Here is a 20,060-nt window from a genome sequence, read left to right on the forward strand (position 1 = left end):
CGAAGGGGCGCCCCAGGGCGCCCCTTCGCTTTGGCGGCGCCTTGCGCCTTGCGCCTTGCCCTTTCCATCGCCCCACAATCTTCACGCCGATGCGCTACATTCGATCCCGGTTCCAGTCACGGGGGAAACGGCCATGCATCACGCCCGCCAACACGCCGAGACGCGCACCCGCGAACGCCGCCATCGCCTCGCCCACGAAGCCGCGCGGCTGATGGCCGAGGGCGGCATCCGCGACTTCCACCAGGCCAAGCTCAAGGCCGCCAACCGGCTCGGCATCCACGACGACGCCTCGTTGCCGCGCAACCGCGAGATCGAGGAGGCGCTGCGCGAGTACCAGCGCTTGTTCGCGGGCCCCCAGCACGCCGAAGGCCTGCGCCAGCGCCGCGAGGCCGCGCTGCGCGCGCTGGAGTTCCTCAAGCCCTTCTCCCCTCGCCTGGCCGGCCCGGTACTGGACGGTACCGCGGACGCCAATGCGCCGGTGCAGCTGCAATTGCATAGCGACGACCCGGAAGCGGTGGCGCGGTTCCTCGAAGAGCACCGCATCCCCGCCGAGATACGCACGCGCCGCCTGCGCCTGGACCGCGAGCGCGCGGACGATTTCCCGGTCTGGCTGTTCAGTGCCGAGGAGCTGACCTTCGACCTGGTCGTGCTGCCCTACGATGCGCTGCGGCAGGCGCCGCTGTCGCAGGTGGACGAGAAGCCGATGCCGCGCGCTTCGGCCGCGCAGCTGCGCGAGCTGCTGGCGCAGGAGGAGATCCTTGGCTACACCGGTTGAGGAAGGCACGCCGCGCCGCCGCGTGGTGTTGATCTGGTGCTGCCTGCTGGTCCTGGTCGCGGTGGTGATCCAGGCCGCGCGGGTCGGCGCCCAGCGCGAGCGCCGCGACGGCCCGGACCGCCCGTGGATCGGCCTGCCCTCCAACGGCACCGACATCACCGGCTGGGACGCGCGCCGCGCGGTGGAAGAGCGGCTGCATGCCGATGCACCTGCCGGTTCGCTGGCCGCGCACTGCGGCGGCGATGCCGCGTTGCCGGCCGAGCGCTATGTGGGACGGATCGCGCCGGGCCAAGGGCTGCCGCCGCTGCAGGTGGTGATCGACGTGGCGGGTGACCAGGTCACCCTCTCGCCACCGTCCGGTACGCGCTGGCCTGAGCGTGCGGCGCAGGCGCCGCAGCGCTTCCAGCGCGGCGAGCTCAAGGGTATCCGCGAAGCCTGGACGACCGCGCTGCTCTGGGGCCAGGCGATGCCCGAACCGGTCGCGAGCATTGACCCGAACGGCGCCAGCTCGCGCCTGGAAGCCTGCGTGGCCGGCAACTACGCGCTGCGCACCGGCACCTATGCGCCGGACGTCAAGGCGCTGTACGCGGCCCTGGCCCAGGCCATCGCCCGCCACTGAGCCGCAGAAAGCGAAAGGCCCCTTGCGGGGCCTTTCTGCGGAAAGACTGCGGCAAGCGCTTAGCGCTTGTCGTTGGCCTTGTAGTCGCGCACGTCGTAGCCGGTGTAGATCTGGCGCGGACGGCCGATCTTCATTTCCGGATCGACCTGCTGCTCCAGCCAATGCGAGACCCAGCCGGAGGTACGGGCGATGGCGAACATGACGGTGAACATTTCCACCGGGATGTTGAGCGCCTTGTAGATGATGCCCGAGTAGAAGTCCACGTTCGGATACAGCTTGCGCTGCACGAAGTAGTCGTCCTTCAGCGCGGCTTCTTCCAGCTTGAGCGCCACTTCCAGCAGCGGGTCGTTCACGCCCAGCTCGCCGAGCACCTTGTGGGTCATCTCGCGGATGATCTTGGCGCGCGGGTCGAAGTTCTTGTAGACGCGGTGGCCGAAGCCCATCAGGCGGAAGCTGGAGTTCTTGTCCTTGGCCTTGGCCACGGCGGACTCGACGTTCTTCGCATCGCCGATCTCTTCCAGCATCTTCAACACGGCTTCGTTCGCGCCGCCGTGGGCCGGACCCCACAGCGCGGTGATGCCCGCGGCCACCGAGGCGTACGGGTTGGCACCGGTCGAACCCACCAGACGCACGGTCGAGGTCGAGGCGTTCTGCTCGTGGTCGGCGTGCAGGATGAACAGCAGGTCCATGGCCTTGGCCACGACCGGGTTCATTTCCAGCGGCTCGCTCGGCACTTCGAACATCATGTGCAGGAAGCGGTTGACGTACTCGAGGTTGTTGCGCGGGTAGCGGATCGGCTGGCCGACCGAGTAACGGTAGGCGGCCGCGGCCAGGGTCGGCATCTTGGCGATCAGGCGGATCGCGGCCTGGCGGCGCTGTTCCGGATCGTTGAGGTCGAGGTTGTCGTGGTAGAAGGCCGACAGCGAAGCCACCGAGGCGGCCAGCATGGCCATCGGGTGGGCGTCGTAGTGGAAGCCCTTGAGGAACGACTTCAGCGACTCATGCATCATCGTGTGATGCGTGACCTCATGCTCGAACTTGGAGAATTCCTCCTTGTTCGGCAGTTCGCCATTCATCAGCAGGTACGAGACTTCCAGGAAGTTCGAGTGCTGGGCCAGCTGCTCGATCGGGTAGCCGCGGTACAGCAGCACGCCGTTGTCGCCGTCGATGTAGGTGATGGCCGACTTGCAGCTGGCGGTGGCGGTGAAGCCCGAGTCGTAGGTGAAAAGACCCGTTTCCTTGGTCAGCTTGGAAATGTCGACGCAGTCATTGCCCAGCGTGGGCTTGAGTACCGGCAAAACTACCGACTTGTCGCCGGCGTTGAGCGTGACCTGATCAAGATCGGACACAGTGTCGCTCCTCACAGTTTGGTTCGCCTGCACGGTGGGGCCGGGCGGGCATTGATGGCTGTCCAGAGGAATATTCCCTTGGATACCCATCATTATCGCACAGCAGCATAGGGGCGGAACTCAGACTGAAGTCGAACACGGGCCGGCAACGTTGCGTTGCAGCCAGTCGCCAGAAAGCGCAAAAGCGACGGCCGCACCTGAGCGCGGCCGTCGCCTGGATCGGATTTTTACGCCCGGTGAGGGGCGCCGTCTCGACGGATCAGCGCGCGTAGCGCTTCTGGAACTTGTCGATGCGGCCGCTGGTGTCGATCACCTTGTGCTTGCCCGTGTAGAACGGGTGCGAAGCCGAGGAGATTTCCACCTTGATCAGCGGATATTCCTGGCCGTCTTCCCACTTCACGGTCTCCTTGGAGGCCATGGTGGAACGGGTCAGGATCTTGAGATCGGAAGTCACGTCGTGGAAAACGACGTCGCGGTAGTTCGGATGGATGTCGGCCTTCATGGCTCGCACCGTAGGGGGCTGCTGGACAAGAGCGGCATTATAGCCACGCCGCCCCTGCCAGGCAAGCCGCCCCTCATCCGGCCGCCAGCGCCTCCCGCACCAGGGCCTCGAAGCTGGCCTGGTCGTAGCTGATCAGCAGGGTGGCGTTGTCGGCCAGGCCCAGCTGGCGGTTCCAGTCCACCACGGTGGCGCCGCGGGTATGCACGCCGGCGAGCTCCACCTGCAGCGGCCGCCGCTCGACCCGGCCGGCACCCTCCGGCGCCAGCGCCCACGCCATCGCCAGGGCATCGGCGGCATACCAGCGCTCGCCGCGGCTGTCCTCCGACCACAGGCGGGTCTTGCGCGAGATTTCGTCGTAGAAGCGCGCGCGTGGCGAACCGGCGCCCAGCCACTGCTCCACCTCGCGGTGCGGCAGGCCGTGGGCGACCGTGGCTTCCCAATCGGCCACTTCCACATGCGGGAACGCGGAGAACACGATGTGCGCCGCTTCCGGATCGAAGGCGATGTTGAACTCGGCCTGCGGGGTGATGTTGCCGTGGCCGTTGATCGCGCCGCCCATGACGAGAAAACGCCCCACGCGCTGCGGCAGCGTGGGATCCAGCTTCAGCGCCACGGCGATGTTGGTCAGCGGGCCGAGCGCGACCAGCAGCAGCCTGCCGGCGTACTGGTGCGAAAGCCGCAGGATCGCCAGCGCCGCATGCTCGGCTTCGACGCCGCGCGTGGCCGCCGTGTAGCCGACATCGCCGAACCCGTCCACGCCGTGCACGTGCGCGGCGTCCACCGCCGGGTGCAGCAGCGGATCGGGGCAACCGGCATACACCGGGACATCGCCGCGGCCGGCGACTTCGCACAGCTTCAGCGCGTTGCGCACGGTGTGGTCCAGGCCGACGTTGCCGGCGGCGATGGTCAGGCCGACCACGTCGTGGCGCGCGTCGTTGAATGCCATCAGCAGCGCCAGCGCGTCGTCCACGCCCGGGTCGGTATCGATCAACAGCGGAATCTTCTCGCTCATCTTGTCGGTCTTCTGGGTCAGACCGGCGAGTCTGTCACCGTTGCGATGACAAACCAAGCCAAGGCGATGCCGCGCTCAGGCGAGCGCGTCGAGGGCCTGGCGCAGCGCGCGCACCTGCGCGACATCGGTCTGCAACACGGTGGGCGCGAGGCCGGCCAGGCGGGCGGGTGCCTGGGTGGGACGCACGGCCCGCGCGGAGGCATGCACTTCGCGCACGCCGCTGCGTCGCACGAGATCGGCGGCGTTGGCGGCCGTGACGCCGGCGCCGGCCATCACCGCGATGCGCCCGCGTGCCTGCGCCACGAGCGCGCCGATAGTACCCGCGCCTGCGAGCGCATCGGGCTGCGCGCCGGAGGTGAGCACACGCTCGCAGCCGAGCGCGATGGCTGCCTCCAGCGCGCGCGCGGCATCGGCGGCCACGTCGATGGCGCGGTGGAACGTGACCCCCAGCGGTCCCGCTGCCGCGCGCAGCGCCGCGCATGTCGGCACGTCCACTTCGCCGTGCGCGTCCAGCGCGCCGATCACCACGCCATCGCAGCCCAGGCGCACGCAATGCTCGACATCGCGCAGCATGACCTCGCGTTCGCCATCGTCGTACACGAAATCGCCGCCGCGCGGCCGCACCAGCACGTACAACGGAATGCGCAGGCGATCGCGCGCGACGCAGAGCGTGCCGTGCGAAGGCGTGCAACCGCCCTCGCCCAGGTTCTCGCACAGCTCGACGCGGTCGGCGCCGCCTTCCTGCGCGGCCAGCGCCGACGCCAGCGAACCGGCAGCGATCTCCAGCCGCGGCGCGCCGCTCACGCCTGCTCCGTCGTGTAGATCGAGCCGGCGTCGTGCAGTACGTCGTGCGGGCCGGCACCGTTGTCCTGCAGCGCATACACGAAGCCGCGATGCAGCGCGAACGCGCCCACGCGCCCGTCGCGGCCGAGCGCGAGGAAGCACACCTGCAAACGCTTGCTCTCCTGCGGGCGCTTGCGCACGACGCGGTCGATCGCTTCGCGGCAGGCATCGGCGGGCGAATGGCCCTGCCGCATCAGTTCGACGACGAGGAAGCTGGCGGCGTTGCGAATCATCTCCTCGCCCACGCCGGAGGCGGTGGCCGCGCCGGCTTCCTGGTCCACGTACAAGCCCGCGCCGATGATCGGGCTGTCGCCGACGCGGCCGTGCAGCTTCCACGCCATGCCGCTGGTGGTGCAGGCGCCGGCCAGGCGCCCCTGCGCATCCAGCGCGAGGATCCCCAGCGTGTCGTGGTTGTGGTGGTCACCGGGGCGCCCCGCGCGTTCGGCGTTGATCTGCGGTGCGTACTGCGAGGTCTTGAGCCATTCCCGCCATGCTTGCCGCGCGGTGTCGGTCAGCAGCGGCGTCTTCTGGAAACCGTTGGCCAGCGCGAACTGCTGCGCGCCCTCGCCCACCAGCATCACGTGCGGCGATTTTTCCATCACCGCGCGCGCCACCGACACCGGGTGGTCGATGTCTTCCAGCGCGGCCACCGCACCGCAGCGGCCGTCGCCGGCCATGAGGCTGGCATCGAGCGTCAGCACGCCATCGCGGTCCGGGTTGCCGCATCGTCCGACGGTGGGGTTGCACAGCTCGCTCTCGGCCCAGCGCGCGCCGGCCTCGACGGCATCAAGCGCGCTCCCGCCGCCGCCGAGCACTTTCCAGGCGGCGGCGTTGGCGCCGACACCGAAGTCCCACGTGGAGACGACGCGCGGGCCGTTGGTGGCCGGCGCGTTGGCCCCGGCGGGCAGGGCCAGCGCGGCGCCGGCCGCCAGCGAGGATTGCAGGAAGCGACGTCGGGTAGCCATGCGGTGCCTCGGGTCGGGGCGCGTCAGTACGCGCCGTGGGAATGACGATGACGCTGCTGGTACCACGCGGCCGCGCCCACCAGGCCAAGTTGGCCGTGGTCGACCAGCCACACCGGCACCTGCGCCAGCACCTGGGCGAGCACGCCCTTGTTGACGAAGCGCGCGGCGAACACGCCATCGAGCAGTTGCGGGCGAATCTGCGCCGGGATGCCGCCGGCCAGATACACCGCGCTGGCGCCGAACGTCAGCGCCAGGTCGCCGGCGAGGCTGCCGAGCAAGCCGCAGAAGATCCGCAGGGTTTCGGCGGCTTGCGGGTCGGCGTCCTCGGCCAACGCGGCGCCGGAGATCTGCGCCGGCCCGTGCAGCGTGGGCGGCACGCCGTCCAGCTCGCACAGCGCCTGGTACGTGTTGACCAGCCCGGGGCCGGAGAGGATGCGTTCGTTGTCCACGTGCGGCCAGCGCCGCAGCAGCCGTTCGAGCACGGCCAGCTCGCGCGCGTTGCCGACGGCCAACGCCGCGTGCCCGGCTTCGCTCGCCAGCACCTGGGCCGGCGGCCCCGGCAGGCGCAGCGCGGCGCCCAGGCCCGTGCCCGGGCCCAGCACCACCGCCGCGCCCGGCGCGGCGCGTTCCGGGCCGCACACGCGGGTCATGGTGTGCGGCTCGATGTAGGGCATCGCGCAGGCCACGGCCTCGAAGTCGTTCATCAGCGCCAGTTCGCCCAGGCCGGCCTCGCGGCGCGTATGCGCCACCGATACCGGCCATGGCAGGTTGGCGTTGACCAGTTCGTCTCCCTCCAGGCGGCCGGCGATGGCGACCACCGCATGGCCCGCCGGGGCGCCGCTGCGCGCGATGAAGTCGCGCAGGATCGCCGCCAGGCTCGCGTAGCCGGCGCAGGCGTACTGATGGAACTCATCCACCACCACGCGCCCTTCGGCGGTCATGCGCACCACGCCCACGCGCGCATGCGTGCCGCCGACGTCGGCGGCGATGAAGCGCTGCCCCGCACGCAACGCACCGGGCCCGTCGCACGGCGCGTCCTCGGCAGGGCGCGCGGGAGAGGCGGGTCGGTCGGTGGGAACGGCGTCGTGCATCGGGCAACGGGACGGGAGGGACAGCGGATTATCGGCCAGCGGCGGTGTCGGCGTCGCCCGCTTCACGCCGCGGCGTAGCGCACGGCGCTGCCGATCCAGCGCGAGACCACCTGGTCGGCCACCGCCGGCGACTGCGCCAGCAGCGTTTCGGCCAGTCGTTGCACGCGCGGCAACAGGGCGGCGTCGCGGGCCAGGTCGGCGACACGGAAACTGGCCAGGCCGGTCTGGCGGGTGCCGAGCAGTTCGCCCGGGCCGCGCAGCTCCAGGTCCTTCTCGGCGATGACGAAGCCATCGCTGGTCTGGCGCATGGTCTCCAGCCGCTGGCGCGCCATCTGCGAGAGCGGGCCCTGGTACATCAGCACGCAGCTGGAGGCCGCCGAGCCGCGCCCCACCCGCCCGCGCAGCTGGTGGAGCTGCGCCAGGCCCAGGCGCTCGGCATTCTCGATGATCATCAGCGAGGCGTTGGGCACATCCACGCCGACCTCGATGACGGTGGTGGCGACCAGCAGGTCGGTTTCGCCCTGCTTGAAGGCGCGCATCGCCGCCTGCTTCTCGGCCGCCTTCATGCGCCCATGCACGAGCCCGACACGCAGCCCCGGCAACTGCGCCGACAGCGCCTCGTACGTGGCCTGGGCGGCGGTGGCCACGACCTCGTCGCTTTCGTCGATCAACGTGCACACCCAGTACGCTTGGCGCCCTTCGGCGCACGCCACGCGGATGCGCTCGACCAGATCGGGCCTGCGCTCGGCGCTGATCACGATGGTCTGCACCGGCGTGCGGCCCGGCGGCAGCTCGTCGATGGCCGAGACGTCCAGGTCCGCGTAGGCGGCCATCGCCAGCGTGCGCGGGATGGGCGTGGCGGTCATCACCAGTTGATGCGGCACGCTGCCGGCCGCCGCGCCCTTGTCGCGCAGCGCCAGGCGCTGGTGGACGCCGAAGCGGTGCTGCTCATCGACGATCGCCAGCGCCAGGTCGTGGAACACCACGGCCTCCTGCATCAGCGCATGCGTGCCGACGACCACCTGCGCCTGCCCCGAAGCGACCTCGGCCAGTACGCGCTCGCGCGCCTTGCCGGTGACCTTGCCGGCCAGCCACGCGATGCGGATGCCCAGCGGCTCCAGCCAGCCACGCAGGTTGTTCAGATGCTGCTCGGCGAGCAACTCGGTCGGCGCGGCCAGTGCCGCCTGCTTGCCCTGCTCCACCGCCAGCATCGCGGCAAGCGCGGCCACCACCGTCTTGCCGCTGCCCACATCGCCCTGCACCAGCCGCAGCATCGGCGAGGGCTGCGCCAGGTCCTGGCGCACCTGCGCGAACACACGTTGCTGCGCGCCCGTCAGCGCGAACGGCAGCGCGGCGAGCAAGCGCTTGACCTGCACGCCCTGCCCCGCGAGCGCCGGCGCCCGATGCCGCTGCAAGGCGATGCGTTGGCGGCGCAGGCTCAGGTGATGGGCCAGCAGTTCTTCCATCGCCAGGCGCTGCTGCGCCGGATGGCGGCCGGCCGCGAGCGCGGCCAGGTCGCTCTGCGGTGTGGGGCGGTGCATGTCGAGCAGCGCCTGCCGCAGCGAAGGCAATTGCTGGCCTTCGAGCCAGTCGGCGGGCAGCAGCTCCAGTTCCGCCTCGGCGGGCAGCCGGTCCAGCGCCTGGCCGATGAGCCGGCGCAACGACACCGGGCCGATGCCATCCACGGCGGGATACACCGGGTCCAGCGCATCGCCCAGCACGCCGGCCTCGTGTTCGGCGATGACGCGGTAACTGGGGTGCACCATCTCCCAGCCATGCTGGCCGGGCTTGGCGGTGCCAAACGCGCGCACCAGGGTGCCGACCGCGAACTGCGCGACCTGGGCGGCGCGAAAATGGAAGAAGCGCAGCACCACGCTCCCGCCCGATGCATCGCTGATCGCCACCCGCAACATCGGCCGGTAGCGAAAACCCCGCTCCACCGCTTCCACGCGGCCTTCCACCTGCGCGGGCACGCCGTTCTGCAGCTGGGCGATGTCGGTCAGGCGGGTGCGGTCCTCGTAGCGCAGCGGCAGCAGCAGCCACAGGTCCTGCAAGGTGAGGATGCCGCGCGCAGCCAGCTTGGCCGCGACCGCCTGCCCGACACCGGACAGGCTGGTCAGCGGCGCATCGCCGGCCCGGGTCAGGCTCGGCGCGGGCGGGCGCGCGCGCGGCACGGAACGGTCAGTCGAGCACCATCACCGCGTCGACCTCGAAGCCGGCGCCCTTCGGCAGGCCGGAGACCTCGATGGTGGAACGTGCCGGGAACGGCGCCTGGAAGTATTCCTGCATCACCGCGTTGACGGCGGCGAACTGGCCCAGGTCGGTGAGGTACAGGCCGAGGCGCACGATCTGGTCGAGCGAGCCACCGGCCGCTTCGGCCACGGCCTTGAGGTTGTCGAAGGCGCGGCGCGCCTGCGCGCCGATGTCGCCGCCGCCGACGATTTCGCCGGTGGCCGGGTCCAGCGGAATCTGGCCGGAGAAATAGACGGTATGGCCGGCGCGCACGGCCTGCGAGTACGGGCCGATGGCAGCCGGCGCCTTGTCGGTCTGGATGATCTGACGGGTCATGGAGTCACCGCGTTGGGAATGACGGGTGATTTTAGCCGGTGGAACCGCGGTGCGGGGCACCGCGGGTGCTACTGCCGGCGCACGCTCTGCACGACGTGCAACCGCCGCAGCCGGCGCATCACCTCGGCCAGGTGGCGGCGGTCGCGTACCTGGATGTTGAACCGCAGCACCGCCGCGTTGAAATCGCGGTCCAGGTAATCCACCCGCTCGATGTTCGACTCGCTCTGCGCGATCGCCGCGGCCAGCTGCGCCAGCACGCCGGTACGGTTTTCCACTTCCACCACCAGCGCGGTGTCGTAATCGCCGCTGACATTGGAATCCCAGTCGATCGGTACCCAGCGCTCGGGCGACTTGCGCAGCTCGGCCAGGTTCGGGCAGTCGAGCCGGTGCACCACGATGCCCTTGCCGGCGGTGTGGTAACCCATGATCTCGTCGCCGGGGATCGGCTGGCAGCAGTTGGCGAAGCTCACCACGCCGCGCTCGCTGCCGTTGATGAGGATTTTTTCCTGCGAATGCTTCGAAAGCCCGGCACCCCGCAGTTCGGCATAGGCCATCAGCGCCTGCGCGGCCTGCGTGGGCATCCAGTTGCCCAGCGCGACATCGGCCAGCAGCGCTTCCAGGCGCGGGTAGCGGTGTTCATTGAGGAAGGCGTCCAGGCGCCCCTTCGGCAGGCGTTCGAGCGAGGAATCCATCGCTTCCAGCGCGCGGTCGAGCATGCGATGGCCCAGCTGCACGGCATCTTCATGTTCCAGCTGCTTGAGCTGGTGGCGGATGGCCGTGCGCGCCTTGCTGCTGACCACGAATTCCAGCCACTGCGGCTTGGGCGTGGCCGAGCGCGCGGTGATGATCTCCACCGTCTGCCCGCTGACCAGCTTGGTGCGCAGCGGCACGAGCTTCTTGTCCACGCGTGAGGCCACCGCCTGGTTGCCCACGTCGGTGTGCACGGCGTAGGCGAAGTCCAGCGCGGTGGAATTGCGCGGCAGCGCCAGGATCTTGCCCTTGGGCGTGAACAGGTAGACCTCGTCGGGGAACAGGTCGACCTTGACGTTGTCCAGGAACTCCAGCGACGAACCAGCCGCGCGTTGCGACTCGATCAACTCCACGATCCACGCATGCGCGCGGCTCTGCGCGCTGTTGGGCGAATCGCTGCCGAACTTGTACGTCCAGTGCGCGGCCACGCCGCGCTCGGCGATCAGGTCCATCTCCTCGGTGCGGATCTGCACTTCGATCGGCGAGCCATACGGGCCGAACAGCACGGTGTGCAGCGACTGGTAGCCGTTGGCCTTGGGAATGGCGATGAAATCGCGGAAGCGTCCGTCCAGCGGCTTGAACGTGGCGTGCACCGCGCCCAGCGCGTGGTAGCAATCCGGCACGGTGCGCACGACCAGGCGGAACCCGAACACGTCCATCACCTGGTCGAAGGATTTGTTCTCGTCGCGCATCTTGTTGTAGATGCTCCACGGGGTCTTGATGCGGCTGACCAGCCGGTGTTCCAGGCCTTCCTTCGCCAGCCGCTGAGAGAGCTGCACCTCCACTTGCGCCAGCGACTCGCGCCGCACCACCGGCTGGCTGCGGATGTGCTTTTCGATGATCGCGTGGCGCCAGGGGTACAGCGCCTTGAAGCCGAGGTTCTGCAGCTCGGACTTGATCAGGCTCATGCCCAGGCGCTGAGCGATCGGCGCGTAGATCTCCAGGGTCTCGCGCGCGATGCGGCCGCGCGCCTCGGTGCTCTGCGCGCCCAGCGTGCGCATGTTGTGCAGGCGGTCGGCGAGCTTGATCATGATCACGCGCAGGTCGCGCGACATCGCCAGCAGCATTTTGCGGAAGCTCTCGGCGGCCGCTTCCTGGCGGTCGCGGAACTTCAGCTTGTCCAGCTTGGTGACGCCATCCACCAGTTCGGCCACGGCCTCGCCGAACTCGGCGGCCAGTTCCTCGCGGGTGAGCGGGGTGTCCTCGATGGTGTCGTGAAGGATCGCGGCGATCAGCGACTCCACGTCCATGCCCAGCTCGGCCAGCACGCCGGCCACGGCCACCGGATGGGTGATGTACGGCTCGCCCGACTTGCGGGTCTGCCCGGCATGCGCGGCGGCGCCCACTTCCCACGCGCGGCGCAGCAGCGGGCGCTGCTCGGCCGGCAAGTAGGCGGCGGCGCGCTCCAGTTCCAGGACGTAATCGGGTACCTCGCCGGTCGGCGACGACGGCGCGGCAAGTGCAGCCTGGGCGGAAGGGCCTGGGTTCATGCGGGAAGACTATGCCAGCGCAACGGGTACGGCAAACGCCGAAAAGCAGAACAGCCCGCGGCAGGCGGGCTGTTCTGCGGATCGATCCAGGGGCGCACGGGCGCCGGCGGATCAGTCGTCGTTCTTGGACATGTCCTCGTCGGCGACGACCTCGGCGGCGGCCCACTCCAGGGCTTCACGCTCGGCGCGCTCGCGCTCGGCCTTCTCGACTTCCTCGATCAGCGCGTTGTCGATCTTGCGCGCGGCGATCTCGCGCAGCGCCAGCACGGTCGGCTTGTCGGCCGATTCGCTGTTGTCCAGGGTGGCCTGCACGCCGTTGGCCAGCTGGCGGGCGCGCTTGGACGCCATCATGACCAGCTCGAAACGGTTGTTCACGACTTCCAGGCAATCTTCTACGGTAATGCGGGCCATGCGGGCTCCCGGCGACCGGCTCGGTCGCGCCTTCGAATGAGGGAAAGGGCGGCGATTGTAGGCGCCCCACCGGCCCGGGCGCAAGCCAAGACCGTTCAGTTTCCTTTGGAATCAGCCAGTTGCGCCCGCCTCGTCGGCCAGCAACGCGCCGATCAGCCCGGCGTGGCGCTGCCGCTGGGCGGGCGTGCGCAGGCGGCTGGCGGTGAAGATCGCGCACATCTCGCCGACGGCGGTGTCGAAATCCTCGTTGATGATGACGTAGTCGAACTCGCCGAAGTGCGACATCTCCTCGCGCGCGGCGGCCAGCCGGCGGGCGATGACGTCCTCGCTGTCCTGCCCGCGCTTGCGCATGCGCTCCTCCAGCGCGGCGCGCGAGGGCGGCAGGATGAAGACGCTGACCGCGTCGGGCACCTTCTCGCGCACCTGGCGCGCGCCCTGCCAATCGATCTCCAGCAGCACGTCGCGCCCGGCGGCCAGCTGCGGCTCCACCGACTGCCGCGCGGTGCCCTTCCAGTCGCCATGCACACTGGCGTATTCGAAGAAGTCGCCGGCGGCGATCATCTCCTGGAACGTCTCGGCCGAAACGAAGTGGTAGTGCTCGGCATGCCGTTCGCCCGGGCGCGGCGCGCGCGAGGTGAAGGAGATCGACAGGGCGATCTGCGGATCGCGCGCCAGCGTCGCGTTGACGATGCTGCTCTTGCCGGCGCCGGAGGGCGCCGCGACGATGTACAGGGTGCCGCGCATGGGAGTGAGGTTCGGCATTCGAGGAAGGGGACGGCATGCCGGCCCGATGAAAGCGGGCGGCCATCTTACACGCCGGCGCCGCCCCTCCAGGCCGGAGGCGCCCGGCTACTCGATGTTCTGCACCTGCTCGCGGATCTGGTCGATCAGCACCTTCAGGTCCACCGCCGCGTTGGAGGTGCGGCTGTCCACCGACTTGGAGCCCAGCGTGTTCGCCTCGCGGTTGAACTCCTGCAGCAGGAAATCCAGGCGCCGGCCGACCGGCTCGCGCTGCTTGAGCACGCGGCGGATCTCGCCGATGTGGCTGGCCAGCCGGTCCAGCTCCTCGTCCACGTCCAGCTTCTGCAGCCACAGCACCAGTTCCTGCTCGGCGCGGCCCGGGTCCACCGGGTGTGGCAGGTCCGCCAGGCGGGTGGCCAGCTTGGCGCGCTGGCCGTCGCGGATCGCCGGGATCAGCGTGCGCACCTCGGCGGCGATGCGCTCGATGGCATCCACCCGCTCGCTGATCGCCGCGGCCAGCTTGGCGCCCTCGCGCTCGCGCGCCACCACGAACTCCTCCACCACCTTGTCCAGCAGGGCCAGCGCCTCGGCCTGCAGCACGGCCGGATCGGCGGCCTCGCTCTTCAGCACGCCGGGCAGCTGCAACAGGTCGGAGAACTCCACCCGCAGGTTCGGGAACTCGCGATCCAGCCGCCGCGCCAGCGTGCCGAGCTGCTCGACCAGCATCTCGTTCAGTGCCAGGGTGGCGCCGCCTTCCGGCGAGCGCAGGCGCACGACCAGATCGAGCTTGCCGCGGCTGATCCGCGCCGACACCCGCTCGCGCAACTGCGGCTCCAGGGCGCGCAGTTCGTCCGGCAGGCGCACGCCCACCTCCAGGAAACGGTGGTTGACCGAGCGCAGCTCGCACCCCAGCGTGCCCCAGGGCGTGACGTGCTCTGCACCCGCGAAGGCGGTCATGCTTCGGATCATGGCGTTCGGTGTCCGGCAAAGCGCGAATGGTACCCTAGCGCACTACGCACGCCGCCTCTCGGCGGCACCGATGCGCCCGCCTTTCGAACCCGGATCCTCCATGACCTTCTCCCGTCCCAGCGGCCGCACGGCCGACCAGCTGCGCCCGGTGCGCATCGAACGCGCCTTCACCCGCCACGCCGAGGGATCGGTGCTGGTGAGCTTCGGCGATACGCGCGTGCTGTGCACCGCCAGCGTGGACAACAAGGTGCCGCCGTTCCTGCGCGGCAAGGGCGAGGGCTGGGTCACCGCCGAATACGGCATGCTGCCGCGCTCCACGCACACCCGCTCCGACCGCGAAGCCGCGCGCGGCAAGCAGGGCGGCCGCACGCTGGAGATCCAGCGCCTGATCGGTCGCGCGCTGCGCGCCTGCGTGGACCGTAACGCGCTGGGCGAGCGCACCATCACCCTGGACTGCGACGTGCTGCAGGCCGACGGCGGCACCCGCACCGCGGCGATCACCGGCGCCTATGTCGCGCTGGCCGACGCCGTGTCCTGGCTGCAGAAGCGCGGGGAGATCAAGCGCCATCCGCTGGTGGGCGCGGTGGCCGCGGTCTCGGTGGGCGTGTACCGCGGCGTGCCGGTGCTGGACCTGGACTACGCCGAGGACAGCGACTGCGACACCGACATGAACGTGGTGATGAACGACGGCGGCGGCTTCATCGAGCTGCAGGGCACCGCCGAGGGCCACGCCTTCCGCCGCGACGAACTGGACGCCCTGCTGGCGCTGGCCGAGAAGGGCGTGGGCGAACTGCTCGCCCTGCAACGCGAGGCCCTGCAGGGATGAGCCAGCGCCTGGCCCTGGCCACCCTGGTCGTGCGCGACTACGACGAGGCGCTGGCGTGGTATCGCGACGTGCTCGGCTTCCGCGTGCTCACCGACCAGCCGCTGGGCGAAGGCAAGCGCTGGATCGTGGTGGCCCCGCGCAGCGAAGACCCCACCGGCCTGCTGCTCGCCCGCGCAGGCGACGAACACCAGGCCAGCCGCATCGGCGACCAGACCGGCGGGCGCGTCGGCTTCTTCCTGCATACCGACGACTTCTGGTACGACTACAAGGCCATGCGCGAGCGCGGCGTGGAATTCCTCGAAACCCCGCGCGAGGAGCCCTACGCCATCGTCGCGGTGTTCCGCGACCTGTACGGCAACACGTGGGACCTGCTGGAGCCCAAGCCATGAGCCCTCCCGATACCCTCGTGCTGGCCAGTGGCAACACCGGCAAGCTGGAAGAACTGCGCGCCATGCTGGCCGGCCTGCCGCTGCGCATCGTGGCGCAGGGCGAGCTGGGGGTGGAGGACGTGCCCGAAACCGGCCTGACGTTCGTCGAGAACGCGCTGATCAAGGCCCGCCACGCCAGCGCGGTCACCGGCCTGCCGGCGCTGGCCGACGATTCGGGCCTGATCGTGGACGCACTCGGCGGCGCCCCCGGCCTGTACAGCGCGCGCTACGCCGGCAGCCCGACCAACGCGGCCGCCAACAACGCCAAGCTGCTGGAAGCGATGCGCGAGGTGCCCGCCGGGCGTCGCGGCGCGCGCTTCTACGCGGTGATCGTGCTGCTGCGCCACCCCGAGGACCCGCAGCCGCTGATCGCCGAAGGCAGTTGGGAAGGCGAAATCACCTTCGCCCCGCGCGGCGATGGCGGCTTCGGCTACAACCCGGTGTTCTTCGACCCGATGCACGGCCAGACCGCGGCGGAGATGGATGCCGCCACCAAGAACCGGCTCAGCCACCGCGCCCGCGCCCTGGAGACGCTGCGCGAGCGGCTGTTGCAGCTCACCGCCTGAATCCCGCGGCGCGGCGGCCTTGCGTCCCGCGCCGGCGCCCGCATCCTGTTCTCCCGTCCGACGCCACGCGCGCGCGGCCTCACATCGTGACCATGCTCATTCCCCCGCCCCTGTCGCTGTACGTCCACCTGCCCTGGTGCGTGCGCAAATGCCCGTACTGCGACTTCAACTCGCATGCGGCCAAGGGCGCGTTGCCGTTCGAGGAATACGTGGACGCGCTGATCCGCGACCTCGACCACGACCTGCCGCTGGTGTGGGGGCGGGTGGTGAATTCGGTGTTCTTCGGCGGCGGCACGCCCAGCTTGTTCCCGCCGGAAGCCATCGACCGCTTCCTGCAGGCCGCCGGCGCGCGGCTGCGTTTCGCGCCGGGGCTGGAGATCACGCTGGAGACCAATCCCGGCACCGCCGAACACGGCCGCTTCGACCGCTACCTGGCCGCGGGCGTGAACCGGCTGAGCTTCGGCATCCAGAGCTTCGATGACGCCGCGCTGCAGCGGCTGGGCCGCATCCACGACAGCGCCGAGGCCGAGCGCGCGGTGAAGCTGGCGCAGGATGCCGGCTACGACAACATCAACCTGGACCTGATGTACGCGCTGCCCGAGCAGACGCTGGCGCAGGCCGAGCACGACCTGCTGCGCGCCTTCGCGCTGCAGCCGACGCACGTGAGCCATTACCAGCTCACCCTGGAGCCCAACACGGTGTTCCATGCGCGCCCGCCGCAGGGCATTCCCGACGACGACAGCGCCTGGGACATGCAGGAGCACTGCCAGCGGCTGCTCGCCGAGGCCGGCTACGCGCACTACGAGGTGAGCGCCTATGCGCGCGCGGATCGCCAGTGCGCGCACAACCTCAACTACTGGCGCTTCGGCGATTACCTGGGCATCGGCGCCGGCGCGCACGGCAAGATCACCTCCGGCGCCGAGCAGCACGTGCTGCGCCGCTGGAAGCACAAGCATCCGCAGACCTACCTGGCGCAGGCCGGCGGCGCGGCGGCGATCGGCGGCGACGAGGTCGTGCCGCGCGAGCGCCTGCCGTTCGAGTACATGCTCAACCTGCTGCGCCTGCACGAAGGTTTTGCCGTCGCCGATTTCACCGCGCGCACCGGCCTGGCCGGAGAGGTGCTCGCCACGCCACTGGCGCAGGCGCGTGAACGCGGCTGGCTGGAGGAGACGGCCGCCGGCCGCTGGCGGCCGACCGAGCTGGGCCGCCGCTTCACCAACGACGTGATCGAACTGTTCCTCGACTGAGGCCTGCCGTCCGTCGGCCAGGCGGGCGCTTTCCATGGCCGCCCCGGCAAAAACGTGATACATAGCGCGTTCTCGGGGGGAGAACAGCGCTGCTACGGATGGTTACGTCCGCTTCTTCGTCGTCCACGCATGTCCACGGCCCGCTGGCCCAGGCGCCGGTGTCGGCGCGCGCGCGCCGCCTGCTGGAGGCGCTCTACACGCAGTACGCGCAGGGGCTGGCCGACCCGCTCAAGCTGACGCTGGTCACGCTCGAACGTGAGCTGTTCAGCCACGCCGAGCGCGCGCGCAACAGCCAGATCCAAGCCGATCTGTACGCGGAAATGCAACGCCTGCGCGAACGCGGCGAGCGTTTCGCGCCGCGCTTTCTCGAAGCGCTGCAGCAGGAGCTGGCCTCGCTGTGCGAACCGCGCCGCAGCAGCGCGCCTTCGCAAGATACCGGCAACAGCCAGGCCTTCCATGCGCTGACGCTGGTCGAGGACACCGAGATCGACCGCGACATCGTGCTCAACGAGATCGCCCGGCGCGAAGCCTCGCGCTGCAACACCCAGCTGCAACTGCTCGGCCAGCGCTTCGGCGTGCTGGCCGCCGCGCCCGCGTTCGAACCCGAACACGTGCCGCTGGGCCCGCATGCGGCCTGCCGCGTGCTGCGCGAGGCGGGCGACGTGCTCGGCCTGGCGCTGGATACCCAGCTCATGCTGTACCGCGTGTTCGAACGCCAGGGGCTGGAGCGCTACCTGGAGCTGATCGAGCGCGCCAATATCCTGCTGGCGCACGAAGGCGTGCTGCCCGGCCTGGTCTATCTGCCCTACCTCGCCAAGCCCAATGCGCCGCGACGTGGCGCACGACCGCCCGGCCAGGAACGCGGCGCCGACACCGCGGCGGCGCCAGCGCAGGCCGCCCAGGCCGGCACGCCCGGCCGCGGCGGCCAGGCACACGCGCAGCGCCCGCTCACCAGTTGGAGCGGCCAGGCGCCGCAGGCGGCCTGGGGCTCGGCGATGCTCGGCGACGGCCGTGCCGACGTGCTGCCGGCGGCCGGGGGCCACCTCGCCGATCCCGGCCAGGGCAGCGCCAACGACGACCGCTTCGCACCCGCGCTGACCGCGCTGCACGACATGCTCGGCAGCGCGCGCCAGCAGCCCGGTTTCACGCAGGCCGGCAGCAAGCCCGGCGTCGCGCGCCCGAGCAGCGCCGGCGTGCCGGTGCAGGCCCAGGCACTGCACCAGACCCTCGGCACGTTGCAGTCGCGCACCCCCGTGGGCGAAGGCGCCGCGCACGGCCCGCGCAGCATCGCCGACGTGCAGCAGGAGCTGTTGCGCATGCTGCGCGCCGAGCACGGGCCGCAGGCGGGCCTCTCGGCGCAGGACACCGACACCTTCGACCTGCTCGGCCTGCTCTACAACGAGATCGACCGCGAGGTCCGCGGCGGCACCTCCGCCGCCGAGCTGCTGGTCCGCCTGCAGGTGCCGGTGGTGCGTGCCGCGCTGCAGGACCGCGCGTTCTTCGTGCGCGACCAGCATCCCGCGCGCGAGTTGCTCAACGCGGTGGCCGAATCCGGCGCCACCTGGCTGGCCGAAGACGACACCGACCCGCAGCTGCTGCTCAAGCTCGGCAGCGCGGTGGACAAGGTCGTCACCGAATACCAGGGCGACGAGGCGGTGTTTGAGGCCGCCAACCAGGAAATCCAGACCCATTACCGCGCCCAGGCGCGCAAGGCCGAAGTGGCCGAGCGCCGCCATGTGGAGGCCGCGCGCGGCAAGGAACGCCTGGAGATGGCCAAGCGCCTGGCCGGCGACAGCATCGAGCACGTGTGCGCCGAACGCGCGCCGCCCAAGTTCGTGCAGACGCTGCTCAAACAGGCGTGGAGCGACGTGCTCACGCTGACCCTGCTGCGCCAGGGCGAGCAATCGGAGGAATGGGCCGAGCGCCAGCAGGCGACCGACCGCATCGCCGAAGTCACCTGCCAGCCCGCCGGCGGGCCGCCGGATATCGCCCTGGGCGGCGAGGTCGAGAGCGCGCTGCTGCAGGTGGGCTACCACCGCGACGAGGCCGGGGCGATCGCGCGCCGGCTGTCCACGCCCGGCGGCGAGGACGATGTCACCTCGCGTACCGAGCTGACCGCCAAGCTGAAGGCGCGCAGCCGCCTGGGCGAAGGCGAAGGCGAGGCCGCCCGCAAGCCGGCGCCGCCGACGCGTTCGGCGAGCGAGGAAAGCCATTACCGCGCGCTGCGCACGCTGCCGTTCGGCACGTGGTTCGAGTTCGTCACCAACCAGCAGGGCGACGTGCGCCGCCAGCGCCTGTCCTGGTACAGCCTGATCACCGACAACGCGCTGTTCGTCAACCCGCGCGGGCAGAAGATCGGCGAGCAATCGCTGGATTCGCTGGCCCGGCTGATGGCGTCCGGACAGGCACGTATCGTCACCGAGGAAAAGGGGCGGCTGATCGACCGCGCGTGGCAGGCCACCGTGCGCGCGCTGCGCTCGCTGACCGGCGGCGGCCGCGCCGCGCAGGAGCAACCGGCATGATCCACGAAGCCCGCCGCAGTCCGCGCCGCCAGCCGACGGCCAGCATCACCGTCACCGACCACATGGCCGAAGGCAGCATCGGCCGCCTGGGCAACGTGTCCGAAAGCGGCATGCTGCTGCTCGCCTCGGCACCGCTGACCGAGGACGCGCTCTACCAGCTGGGCTTCACCCTGCCCGACCGGCAGGGTCGCGAACACCCCATCGACGTGGGCGTGCACCTGCTGTGGCTGGAGCAGGCCCACGCCCCGGGACAGCACTGGGCCGGCTTCCGCTTCCTGACCATCAGCGACGAGCATCGCGAACGCCTGCGCGACTGGGTGGCCGAAGCGCAAGTCTGAGCGGGCGACCGCGGCTGCGGAGGTTTTGCGGCAAAATCGCGCCTTGCA

Annotated in this window: 20 protein-coding genes; 8 read left to right on the forward strand and 12 right to left on the reverse strand. The window is 70.4% G+C overall.

Translation table 11 applies throughout. The features are described from left to right. The first annotated feature begins 133 nt into the window (after window positions 1–133). Window positions 134–775, forward strand: a complete 642-nt coding sequence (locus tag P6166_RS15720; protein WP_277765385.1) for a hypothetical protein — start codon at window positions 134–136, stop codon at window positions 773–775. Then, window positions 759–1,394, forward strand: coding sequence for a hypothetical protein (locus tag P6166_RS15725; protein WP_277765386.1), 636 nt, complete (start codon window positions 759–761; stop codon window positions 1,392–1,394). Before P6166_RS15720 ends, P6166_RS15725 begins: the two co-directional genes overlap by 17 nt. A 59-nt stretch (window positions 1,395–1,453) precedes the next feature. Here P6166_RS15725 and P6166_RS15730 read toward each other — a convergent pair whose 3' ends face one another. From P6166_RS15730 to P6166_RS15785, 12 genes are all read right to left on the reverse strand, one after another. Beyond that, window positions 1,454–2,743 carry a citrate synthase gene (locus tag P6166_RS15730; protein WP_277765387.1) on the reverse strand — a complete coding sequence of 430 codons (1,290 nt, stop codon included), beginning with the start codon at window positions 2,741–2,743 and terminating at the stop codon, window positions 1,454–1,456. A gap of 259 nt (window positions 2,744–3,002) precedes the next feature. Next, the gene (locus P6166_RS15735) at window positions 3,003–3,245 is read right to left on the reverse strand and encodes a type B 50S ribosomal protein L31 (RefSeq protein ID WP_130318669.1); all 243 of its coding nucleotides are present in this window, start codon (window positions 3,243–3,245) and stop codon (window positions 3,003–3,005) included. Between the two features lie 73 nt (window positions 3,246–3,318). Next, window positions 3,319–4,257, reverse strand: a complete 939-nt coding sequence (locus P6166_RS15740; RefSeq protein WP_277765388.1) for a nucleoside hydrolase — start codon at window positions 4,255–4,257, stop codon at window positions 3,319–3,321. Window positions 4,258–4,332: 75 nt separating this feature from the next. Continuing rightward, the gene (locus P6166_RS15745) at window positions 4,333–5,061 is read right to left on the reverse strand and encodes a copper homeostasis protein CutC (RefSeq protein ID WP_277765389.1); all 729 of its coding nucleotides are present in this window, start codon (window positions 5,059–5,061) and stop codon (window positions 4,333–4,335) included. Further along, window positions 5,058–6,065 carry a N(4)-(beta-N-acetylglucosaminyl)-L-asparaginase gene (locus tag P6166_RS15750; RefSeq protein WP_277765390.1) on the reverse strand — a complete coding sequence of 336 codons (1,008 nt, stop codon included), beginning with the start codon at window positions 6,063–6,065 and terminating at the stop codon, window positions 5,058–5,060. Before P6166_RS15750 ends, P6166_RS15745 begins: the two co-directional genes overlap by 4 nt. A gap of 23 nt (window positions 6,066–6,088) precedes the next feature. Continuing rightward, window positions 6,089–7,156, reverse strand: a complete 1,068-nt coding sequence (locus tag P6166_RS15755; protein WP_277765391.1) for a glucokinase — start codon at window positions 7,154–7,156, stop codon at window positions 6,089–6,091. A 62-nt stretch (window positions 7,157–7,218) separates the two neighbouring features. After that, window positions 7,219–9,330 (reverse strand): ATP-dependent DNA helicase RecG, encoded by a 2,112-nt coding sequence (gene recG / locus P6166_RS15760; protein ID WP_277765392.1) that lies wholly within the window; start codon window positions 9,328–9,330, stop codon window positions 7,219–7,221. Window positions 9,331–9,337: 7 nt separating this feature from the next. Then, window positions 9,338–9,724, reverse strand: coding sequence for a RidA family protein (locus P6166_RS15765; protein ID WP_277765393.1), 387 nt, complete (start codon window positions 9,722–9,724; stop codon window positions 9,338–9,340). A gap of 68 nt (window positions 9,725–9,792) precedes the next feature. Then, on the reverse strand, window positions 9,793–11,964 hold the full coding sequence (locus P6166_RS15770; protein WP_277765394.1) for a bifunctional (p)ppGpp synthetase/guanosine-3',5'-bis(diphosphate) 3'-pyrophosphohydrolase: 2,172 nt from the start codon (window positions 11,962–11,964) through the stop codon (window positions 9,793–9,795). A gap of 111 nt (window positions 11,965–12,075) precedes the next feature. Next, window positions 12,076–12,375: a DNA-directed RNA polymerase subunit omega gene (gene rpoZ, locus P6166_RS15775; protein ID WP_057642555.1), complete on the reverse strand. Its 300-nt coding sequence runs from the start codon at window positions 12,373–12,375 to the stop codon at window positions 12,076–12,078. A 111-nt stretch (window positions 12,376–12,486) separates the two neighbouring features. Next, the gene (gene gmk, locus P6166_RS15780; RefSeq protein ID WP_277765395.1) at window positions 12,487–13,119 is read right to left on the reverse strand and encodes a guanylate kinase; all 633 of its coding nucleotides are present in this window, start codon (window positions 13,117–13,119) and stop codon (window positions 12,487–12,489) included. Window positions 13,120–13,224: 105 nt separating this feature from the next. Then, window positions 13,225–14,085: a YicC/YloC family endoribonuclease gene (locus tag P6166_RS15785; RefSeq protein ID WP_277765396.1), complete on the reverse strand. Its 861-nt coding sequence runs from the start codon at window positions 14,083–14,085 to the stop codon at window positions 13,225–13,227. 100 nt (window positions 14,086–14,185) lie between these two features. Between P6166_RS15785 and rph the strand changes: the two genes are divergently transcribed. The 6 genes from rph (at window position 14,186) to P6166_RS15815 (ending at window position 20,012) form a co-directional block, all read left to right on the forward strand. Beyond that, window positions 14,186–14,911 (forward strand): ribonuclease PH, encoded by a 726-nt coding sequence (rph, locus tag P6166_RS15790; protein ID WP_277765397.1) that lies wholly within the window; start codon window positions 14,186–14,188, stop codon window positions 14,909–14,911. Continuing rightward, entirely contained in the window at window positions 14,908–15,300 is a 393-nt protein-coding gene (locus tag P6166_RS15795) for a VOC family protein (protein ID WP_277765398.1), read from the forward strand. Before rph ends, P6166_RS15795 begins: the two co-directional genes overlap by 4 nt. Continuing rightward, complete coding sequence (rdgB, locus tag P6166_RS15800; RefSeq protein ID WP_277765399.1) at window positions 15,297–15,905, forward strand: RdgB/HAM1 family non-canonical purine NTP pyrophosphatase; 609 nt, start codon at window positions 15,297–15,299, stop codon at window positions 15,903–15,905. Before P6166_RS15795 ends, rdgB begins: the two co-directional genes overlap by 4 nt. Before the next feature lie 86 nt (window positions 15,906–15,991). Further along, a complete protein-coding gene (gene hemW / locus P6166_RS15805) occupies window positions 15,992–17,152 on the forward strand; it encodes a radical SAM family heme chaperone HemW (RefSeq protein WP_277765400.1) in 1,161 nt (386 codons plus the stop codon). A 98-nt stretch (window positions 17,153–17,250) separates the two neighbouring features. After that, window positions 17,251–19,674, forward strand: coding sequence for a DUF1631 domain-containing protein (locus P6166_RS15810; protein ID WP_277765401.1), 2,424 nt, complete (start codon window positions 17,251–17,253; stop codon window positions 19,672–19,674). Beyond that, the gene (locus P6166_RS15815; RefSeq protein WP_277765402.1) at window positions 19,671–20,012 is read left to right on the forward strand and encodes a PilZ domain-containing protein; all 342 of its coding nucleotides are present in this window, start codon (window positions 19,671–19,673) and stop codon (window positions 20,010–20,012) included. Before P6166_RS15810 ends, P6166_RS15815 begins: the two co-directional genes overlap by 4 nt. Window positions 20,013–20,060: the final 48 nt, after the last annotated feature.

Source organism: Stenotrophomonas sp. HITSZ_GD, from assembly GCF_029543105.1.
In the GTDB taxonomy this organism is placed as follows: Bacteria; Pseudomonadota; Gammaproteobacteria; order Xanthomonadales; family Xanthomonadaceae; genus Stenotrophomonas_A.